This is a genomic window from Streptococcus mitis, assembly GCF_001074635.1.
Taxonomy (GTDB): Bacteria; Bacillota; Bacilli; order Lactobacillales; family Streptococcaceae; genus Streptococcus; species Streptococcus mitis_E.
Window position 1 is genome coordinate 1 of the sequence record NZ_JUQO01000135.1, and the last position, 8,172, is coordinate 8,172.

The following is an 8,172-nucleotide window of genomic DNA, read 5'->3' on the forward strand; positions in this document are numbered from 1 at the left end:
GGGAAAGGGTTTCAAGAAAATTGTTTGGAAATTTTCAGGACAAAATTCTATAAAAACGGTAGTGTTTATTTGAAACATTTTTTTCAAAGGTGTATACTAATAGCGTAGTTTTGATAGGGTTTACAAAACCCATTATCGAAGCTTATTTGTAAACCTTTGCTGTTCTTTTATGAACGTTTGAATGGTATCGTGGATACCAAGGAGGAATCATATGTCTAAAGTTGCTATTGTCACAGGTGCAGGTCAAGGAATCGGTTTTGCAATCGCAAAACGATTGGTTCAAGATGGCTTTAAGGTAGGAGTCTTAGACTACAATCCTGAAACAGCTGAAAAAGCTGTTGCCGAATTATCAGCTGAGAATGCCTTCGCTGTCGTGGCCGATGTTTCGAAACAGGCCGAAGTTGCACAAGCATTTCAAAAGGTTGTTGACCATTTTGGTGATTTGAATGTTGTCGTAAATAACGCTGGTGTTGCTCCAACTACTCCTCTTGATACAATTACTGAGGAACAATTTACACGCACTTTCGGTATCAACGTTGGTGGTGTCATTTGGGGTTCACAAGCTGCACAAGCGCAATTTAAAGCACTTGGCCACGGAGGTAAAATTATCAACGCAACCTCTCAAGCTGGTGTAGTCGGTAACCCAAATCTAACTGTTTATGGTGGAACAAAATTTGCTGTTCGAGGAATTACGCAAACATTGGCGCGTGATTTAGCAGACTCAGGCATCACTGTTAACGCCTACGCACCAGGTATTGTGAAAACACCAATGATGTACGATATCGCTCATGAAGTCGGTAAAAATGCAGGAAAAGATGACGAATGGGGTATGCAGACATTTGCAAAAGATATTACTCTAAAACGTCTATCTGAACCAGAAGATGTGGCTGCAGCCGTCAGCTTCCTTGCAGGACCAGATTCAAACTACATTACAGGACAAACCATTATCGTTGATGGTGGTATGCAATTCCATTAAGATACACAAAAAGAGGTTGGAAAATGATTCAACCTCTTTTATTAGTTTTCATTATTAGTTAGGAGAATACAATAGAAACTCTTTCAAAAAGTAATATTAGCTAATCCCTAGTATTGAAAAGACTGGATAGCTTCTTTCAAGTCATCTTGTAAACTATTTCTCTGGTCAAGTCGGACATAGACTTCCAACAGACAGGATCTGAAGTTGGAGAATTTATAAAAATCTTCCCTTTCTTCTATCGGAAAGTCAACAGTTTTTATCCAAGAAGCTACTTGCTCTTGCTCCAACTTCCCTTGTAAAATAGGTTCATAGATCACTCTTGCTAAACGCCAATCCTCATCATCTGTAAAACGAATCGCAATTCTTTTAAACAGTTGGCCAAGTATGTCAAATACTTCATGAATTCTGTTTTTAGGAAAGTCTGGATGACAAACCACCTCTGTCAGTAAATCGGCTCCATGTGCAAAAGTGTGAACCCAACCATACTGACTTGAAAAACCCGTTGTGTCCTTTTCTTTCGAAAGATAGTACAAACCTTGATTTAAAAGGACATTACGAATTCCTGCATTTAATTCCTGATAAAAAATCGATTGCTGGTTGGCATCTGCAGACAAGAGATTTGCATAAATAAGCGCCCTAAAAGAACGTTCAAGGGTTGACAGACCTACCTTATCAATCTCTTTATCTAGTCCTCCATCAGCTGATACCACCTCAGCAATGAACTGAAATTGTTCCTGTGTAAATAGCTCTTCCTGAATCCCTCTAGCAAAGCTTGTAAAAACAAGATCATCGCGAATTTCTGGAGAAGGATCTCCCAAATGATCAAGCAGCCACTGGATTTCCTCCTCATGATAACTTGTTTTTTCTTCTGCTATTTTTCTAAGTAACTCTTGATACATGGTCAATACCTCTACATTTCTAGCAACTTGATATAATCTAGACCCCATTTCTCGACAGCATCTAAAACAACTCTGAATTCCTGCCCCACTTCAGTTAAGCTGTACTCAACTCGTGGTGGAACTTCGGCATAGACCTTTCGTTGAACAATCTTATCCTTTTCTAATTGACGGAGATGACGGGTCAAAATAGTTTGAGTAATCCCAGGCAATAATCTCTGCAATTCTTTAAATCGTTTGGTACCCGTACTCAACTGATAAATGATTACCAGTGCCCATTTCCCTGTTAAAACCCTCTGCGTTGTCGCAAATGGACAAATACCATACTCACTCACTTTATTTGTCATAAAATATCTTCTTTCTATTTTTTTAAAAAAATTTATCTTTTAGTATCAATAATAGTACTACTTTTGATACTAGCTATCGAAAAAGTGTCTACTTGTTTTTTTGTTTGTAACTGTTACAATTATATCATAAAAAAGAAATGGAGAATATATATGTCAACAAACTTAGAAATTTTCAACGCTTATAACCAAGCTTTAATTGCTGGTGACTTTCCTGGTGTCTTTGAAACGATGGCAGACGATATTGTCTGGCATCAACCTGGTACTCATAGTATATCTGGTACAGTTGTTGGTAAGGACAAGCTAGGAACTCACCTAGCTACATTTGCTGAGAAAACTAATGGAACCTTTAAGGTAGTAACAAATTGGGTTTCTGACAATAAGGATTTAATCGCAGCCAATGTTACTTTTCTTGGAACACGTGCTGATGGTACTGAACTCAATATGAACGGGATTGACCTCTTCCGTATTGAATACGGAAAAATCAAAGAAGTTTGGCTCTTCTCTTCAGATCAAGCTGAAGAAGATAGCTTTTGGGGATAATTAAAGAGGCAGGGAAAAAAATTCTGATTTTAGGAATTTTTTATTATAAATTTTTTAAAGCAATAGACTAGATAAAAAAGCGGACAAGACAGAATTCTGAGTATCAGATAACTCGTTTTGTTCGCTTTTTTTATTTAAGGTTAGACTTTTGTCCCAGGCTCTTTTAATTTACTCCCCCAACTGGGCACTGTAGGCAATAATCTGATCAACTGTGTCTGACAAGAACTGGATGGTATCACGGAGTGGTTTATCTGTTGAAATATCCGCACCGATAATCATGGCTGACTCAAGTGGTGTCTTGCTACCACCTGATTTGAGGAGATTGAGCCAATCTTCAGCTCCAGTTTCTGAATGTTTCAGATGAAGGTAACCCGCAGTCGAGATGACTAGTCCTGCTGAGTAAGTGTAACTATACAAGCCCATGTAGTAGTGAGCTTGGCGCATCCAAGTCAAAGCAGCATCATCATCAATCTCAATGGCATCTCCCCAGAAGTCCGTCAAGACTTCCTTCATAATACTGTTGAGTTTGCTTGCTCCAAAGGTTTCCCCTTCTTCAATCAAGGTATAAACCTTACGCTGGAAGGCTGCTTCCAAGAGGTGGGTAATAAAGTTATGGAAGTAGGTGTCTGTCAAGCGGTGGGCAAGAGCGAAGCGTTTTTGACGAGGATCGTCAGACTGGTGCTCCAAGTAGTCACTGAGGAGCAATTCATTGAAGGTCGAAGGCGCTTCGACATAGTAGGTCGACATGTGAGCGTTAAAGTAGCTTTGATGATTATCTGAAAAGATGAATTGACCAGAATGCCCGATTTCATGAATCAAGGTATAGACATCGCTCAAACGGCCTGTCCAGCTCATGAGAACATAAGGATGCACGCGATATGGGTCCGCCGCATAACCACCAGAATCCTTGCCACTATTAGCAGCAAAGTCCACCCAGCGCTCTTCTTGATAGCGAGCAACTTCCTGACAATATTCCTGCCCCAAAGGTTCTACCGACTTCATGACCAAATCATAGGCATCGTCAATAGTCACTTGAGGATTGAGGGCACTATCCAAATCCAATTTCCAGTCTGCAAAGGTCATCTTTTCAAGACCATTGACCTTGGCAACATGTTTGAGGTATCTCTGAGCTACTGGCGCAAAATCCTTCATGATGAGGTCAATCTGACGATCAAACATAGCACGGTTCACTTCTTGCTCAGCCAGGAGATAATCAAAGACTGAGTCGTAACCCTTCATATCTGCTAGTAGTTTTTCAGACTTGACTTGGGCTAGATAGGCTGCAGCGGCCGTATTTTGGTGCTTACGAAGTCCCTCTGAGAAGGAACGGAAGGATTTCTCACGAACCTCAGCATCCTCGTGGTTTTGGTAGAAATTCTCATAAGTCACAAAGCTGTTTTTGTAGGTCTTGCCATGAGCTTCAAAGTCCGCCATTTCGAAATCCCCAGCTCGCATCTTTGTGTAAATGTCCTGTGGACTGTAGAAAACTTCGCCGAGATTGGTCAAAGCCTTCTCCACATCAGCCCCCAGATAGTGGGCTTTTTTGATTTTGGCCTGACGAATAGCTGCCGTCAAGTGAGGCAATTCACCCAAACGATTCAAGACTTCCTCATCAGCTTCCACCAAGGCATCGTCAAAGAAGGTCAAGGCTACACTGGCATCTGTTTCGAATTCCATCCCAGCTTGGGCAATGTTGGCAAATTCGTCATTGCTATAGTCTGTCGTCTGAGGCATAAAACCATAGTTACCAATATGGCTCATCTGAATGTAGATTTGTTCCAATTCCGCAAAGGCCTTTTCAAAATCCTCAAAAGTGTGAAGATTGCCCTTGTAATCACGGCTAAACTGATTGATGTCTTCGCGAGCCTTCTCGATCGCACGTAAGAAATCCTCACGGTCTTGGTATAGGGCTGTTAAATCCCAAAGTTCCTTCTCTGGAAATTCTGAACGGTGTTTTTGTTCCATTTTCTTCCTCTTATTTCTCTAATTCTAATAAAACACTAAGGGCTGATAAAGCGTAAAGTGGTGCTGTTTCTGCTCGTAAAATACGAGGACCAAGACCTGCCAAGACTGCTCCCTTAGCTTCAAAACTCTCAATTTCTGCAGGTGACAGACCACCTTCTGGACCAAAGATAAAGAGCAATTTGTCTCCTTTTTCAAGGCCACTAACTGCTTGTAAAAGCGCAGCGGCTTCTCCTTCTTTGGCCGACTCTTCATAAGCCACTACGATAGAGTCAAACTGGTCTAGTTGGACTAGAAAGTCAGCTTTGTTCTCGAAAAGCTGGATACTTGGAACAACATTACGCTTACTTTGTTCTGCTGCTCCAAGGGCGATTTTTTCTAGTTTTTCAGCCTTTTTACCCAATTTCTTGCCATCCCACTTGGCAACGGACCAATCGGCAGGAAAGGCCCAGATTTGACTGGCTCCGAGCTCGGTTACTTTTTGAGTGATAAACTCCAGCTTGTCCCCCTTGGGAAAGCCGGATGCAATGGTCACTTGGACTGGCAGTTCCACATTGTCAGCCAATTCTTGGATCAACTCAAACTGACGGGTTTCCACATCCAGCACACGCGCCAAGCGCTTAATTCCATCATCAAAGGCCAAAGTAACCTCATCATCTTCTTTCAAGCGCATAACCTGAAACATATGCTTGCTGGTTTCCTTGTCCTCGATAGTGACAGGAGAGACTGCACTCCCTTTGACAAAATACTGCTGCATGCTAGCCTCCAATCACACCGGAAATATCCTTGGTTTTCTTAAAGACACAGGCATTCCATTCCCCTTGAATCATGTGGGTCTCAAGGAAAAATCCAGCTGATTCAGCCGACTCGCGCACCATGTCCCACTTGTCCTTGATAATCCCACTCATGATAAGGTAGCCTTCATCCTTGACCAAGCGATAGGCATCCTCCGTCAGATGGATGAGAATATCCGCCAAGATATTAGCTACAATCACATCTGCCTCAATCTCAACACCCTTAAGCAAGTCTCCAGCAGCAACGTGGATATTTTCCATTCCAGGGTTAAGTTCAATATTTTCCTGAGCAACACGAACTGCTACATCATCTAGGTCATAGGCGAAGATTTCCTTGGCACCAAGTAGCGAGCTAGCAATGGAGAGAACCCCTGAACCAGTCCCCACATCTAGCACTGTCTCGCCACCACGAAGAACCTGTTCCAAGGCAAAGAGGCTCATCTTAGTAGTTGGATGGGTTCCCGTACCAAAAGCCATACCTGGATCCAGCTTGATAATCTTTTCTCCCGCAGTCGCCTCATAGTCTGTCCACGACGGCACGATAGTCAAATCATGAGTAATACGAGTTGGTTCATAATATTTCTTCCAGTTGTCTGCCCAGTCTTCCTCAGCCAAGGCAGTAGTCCCCATTTTGACCTCTCCCAAATCCATAAAATCTGTCAATTCTGCTAGACGAGCCTGCAAATCTGACTCAACCGTTGCTACATCAACCGTATCAGGATAGTAGGCTGTCACTACGATTTCTTCTTGCTGCTCGACCTCTGGGAAAATTTCACCGAAGCGGTCGACATTTCCCACATAGTCCATGCTATCTTCAATTGCTACCCCTTGGGCACCTAACTCAATCAAGAGGTTGGAAACCAACTCCTCTCCCTCACGCTTCACTGTAACTTTTAACTCTTGCCATGTTTCCATCATTAAGATACCAAGCCCGTAAAACACAAAGCCAAAATAGGAAACTCTCTGAAGACGTTTGTATCTAAGAGAAGTTTATCTTTTTGGTACCGTGTTTAGGGCGGGTTCAGTTTAGAAATTTAACTGAACCATCCTTTCTAATCACTTACTTTTAAATAATCCCTCAATCTCCCCTGTAGCTGAGGCACTGCCTGTTTAGACTTCAAAAACTCCTCAATAGGCATCAGTTTATAGGCCTGTCCTTCATCCCCAAAGGTAATATTGTCAAATTGTTCTTGTCTTAGCTGACCAACCATAAAGACCGATTGCTTGCCTTCAAAGATTACGCTAGGATAAATTTTGCCCCAAAGCAAACAATCTTCATTTAAATGAATTCCCAGTTCTTCATAAACTTCACGCGCTGCGCATTCAAAGGGACTTTCATCCCCTTCACGGCCACCACCTGGCAACTCCCACATGTTGGGACAAGGGATATCGTCCTTGTCATCACGTAAGATAGTCAAGACCTCATCTCCACAAATCAAAGCAATCTTAGATCCTGTAAAATCAGAAATTTCTATTTCCATATTAGACTCCTTCGGCTAATTCCTTTTCCAGCTCGGCTAACCAGTTTTCATAATATCTTTTCTCATCCCGTAACATCCGGCTGCTATTCATTTTCTGTCTAGCAACCTTCATAGCCTTGTGAGTTTGAACTACATCTTTCTTTACCTTAAATTGATACCAGGCTTGAATGACCTGCATATCTGCTGTTTTTAGAGATAAAAAGGATTTGACTCCTCGAATACTTGCATATTCTTCCGCCTTCTTATTATCTCCTTCCATCAGAGCAACTTGAAGAAGGTATATTTGAGAACTAGTTTTAGACATTGGATTGTCTGTTTTATCTAACACAGACTGAAACTGTTGCTTTGCAAGTTCTATATTATCATCCAATATGAATACCAACCCCTGAAGAGTCTGAACACTTTCTGCAAAACTCCCTCTCACCTCCTCATCAACAGGCATGATAAAGTCTTTTAAATCATATTCTTGAGGAGCTAGCAAGGTCTGGGCAGAATGCCTCAACATCAGGTAGGCGTATTTCGTATTTTCAGGGTGTTGTAGCAATTCCCAAATTTTTGCTCCATCGGTGATGCCGACTGGCAAAATGTTATTTAGGAAGAAAGACAAATTAAGAAAAATCCAAGTCCCTGCAAAATACCAGCTTCTTGTCAAAAATCCAAACACTATCGCCAATAATATCAAGCTGAGATGAACCATCAAGCCTCCTGAAAGCATCAGGATGATTCTTTGATCACTTTCATCCTCTTTTAAACCAATGTATTGAGCACCAACATTTTTCAGAATGGCTGTTCTACTAAGATGAAACCTGCCTAACTTTTTGGTCAAAATAAAATGTCCTAACCCAAAAGCCACCAGACGATAGCCTGTCAGATAACCACAAAATGCATGACCAAGCTCATGAAGAATCAAGATTACATACATGCTTAGAAAAGCAAAAGCATAACCAAAACTAAAAACTAATAATGCAGAATAGCCCAACTCTGCAAATGCGATGGTTCCACAAGCAAAAGCTAGCATAATAAAGACAACAGCTAGCACATAAACCAAATAAATCCCAATTTTCTTCATAAAATCTCCAACCAACTCCTAATATCTCGGATAAGGATAAAATTCTCCCTCTTCCAAGCCAACTTTTCCTTCTTCAAAGACTTCTTGGTTCCATTCCATGACGAATT

9 protein-coding genes and 1 pseudogene are annotated in these 8,172 nt (G+C 41.5%); 2 read left to right on the forward strand and 8 right to left on the reverse strand.

The window, feature by feature from the left end; translation table 11 throughout:
• Window positions 1-211: 211 nt before the first annotated feature.
• Window positions 212-976, forward strand: coding sequence for a (S)-acetoin forming diacetyl reductase (locus tag ADI58_RS05600; RefSeq protein ID WP_000048147.1), 765 nt, complete (start codon window positions 212-214; stop codon window positions 974-976).
• Window positions 977-1,083: 107 nt separating this feature from the next.
• Here ADI58_RS05600 and ADI58_RS05605 read toward each other — a convergent pair whose 3' ends face one another.
• Together ADI58_RS05605 and ADI58_RS05610 are read right to left on the reverse strand one after the other, a co-directional pair.
• Window positions 1,084-1,875 (reverse strand): DUF2785 domain-containing protein, encoded by a 792-nt coding sequence (locus ADI58_RS05605; RefSeq protein WP_049521795.1) that lies wholly within the window; start codon window positions 1,873-1,875, stop codon window positions 1,084-1,086.
• 11 nt (window positions 1,876-1,886) lie between these two features.
• Window positions 1,887-2,219, reverse strand: coding sequence for a winged helix-turn-helix transcriptional regulator (locus ADI58_RS05610; protein WP_033676499.1), 333 nt, complete (start codon window positions 2,217-2,219; stop codon window positions 1,887-1,889).
• A 150-nt stretch (window positions 2,220-2,369) separates the two neighbouring features.
• On the opposite strand from ADI58_RS05610, the gene ADI58_RS05615 reads away from it, so the two are divergent.
• On the forward strand, window positions 2,370-2,759 hold the full coding sequence (locus ADI58_RS05615; RefSeq protein ID WP_049521796.1) for a nuclear transport factor 2 family protein: 390 nt from the start codon (window positions 2,370-2,372) through the stop codon (window positions 2,757-2,759).
• A gap of 168 nt (window positions 2,760-2,927) precedes the next feature.
• Here the strand turns inward: ADI58_RS05615 and pepF are convergent, their stop codons facing one another.
• The 6 genes and pseudogenes from pepF to ADI58_RS11145 all read right to left on the reverse strand — a co-directional run.
• A complete protein-coding gene (pepF, locus tag ADI58_RS05620) occupies window positions 2,928-4,724 on the reverse strand; it encodes an oligoendopeptidase F (RefSeq protein WP_049521797.1) in 1,797 nt (598 codons plus the stop codon).
• 10 nt (window positions 4,725-4,734) lie between these two features.
• On the reverse strand, window positions 4,735-5,478 hold the full coding sequence (locus ADI58_RS05625; RefSeq protein ID WP_049521798.1) for a 16S rRNA (uracil(1498)-N(3))-methyltransferase: 744 nt from the start codon (window positions 5,476-5,478) through the stop codon (window positions 4,735-4,737).
• Between the two features lies 1 nt (window position 5,479).
• Complete coding sequence (prmA, locus tag ADI58_RS05630; protein ID WP_080982484.1) at window positions 5,480-6,430, reverse strand: 50S ribosomal protein L11 methyltransferase; 951 nt, start codon at window positions 6,428-6,430, stop codon at window positions 5,480-5,482.
• Window positions 6,431-6,567: 137 nt separating this feature from the next.
• Window positions 6,568-6,996 carry an NUDIX hydrolase gene (locus ADI58_RS05635; RefSeq protein ID WP_049521800.1) on the reverse strand — a complete coding sequence of 143 codons (429 nt, stop codon included), beginning with the start codon at window positions 6,994-6,996 and terminating at the stop codon, window positions 6,568-6,570.
• A gap of 1 nt (window position 6,997) precedes the next feature.
• Window positions 6,998-8,065, reverse strand: coding sequence for a M50 family metallopeptidase (locus tag ADI58_RS05640; RefSeq protein WP_049521801.1), 1,068 nt, complete (start codon window positions 8,063-8,065; stop codon window positions 6,998-7,000).
• Between the two features lie 18 nt (window positions 8,066-8,083).
• Window positions 8,084-8,172, reverse strand: a pseudogene (locus ADI58_RS11145) (DUF3013 family protein); the annotation flags it as partial.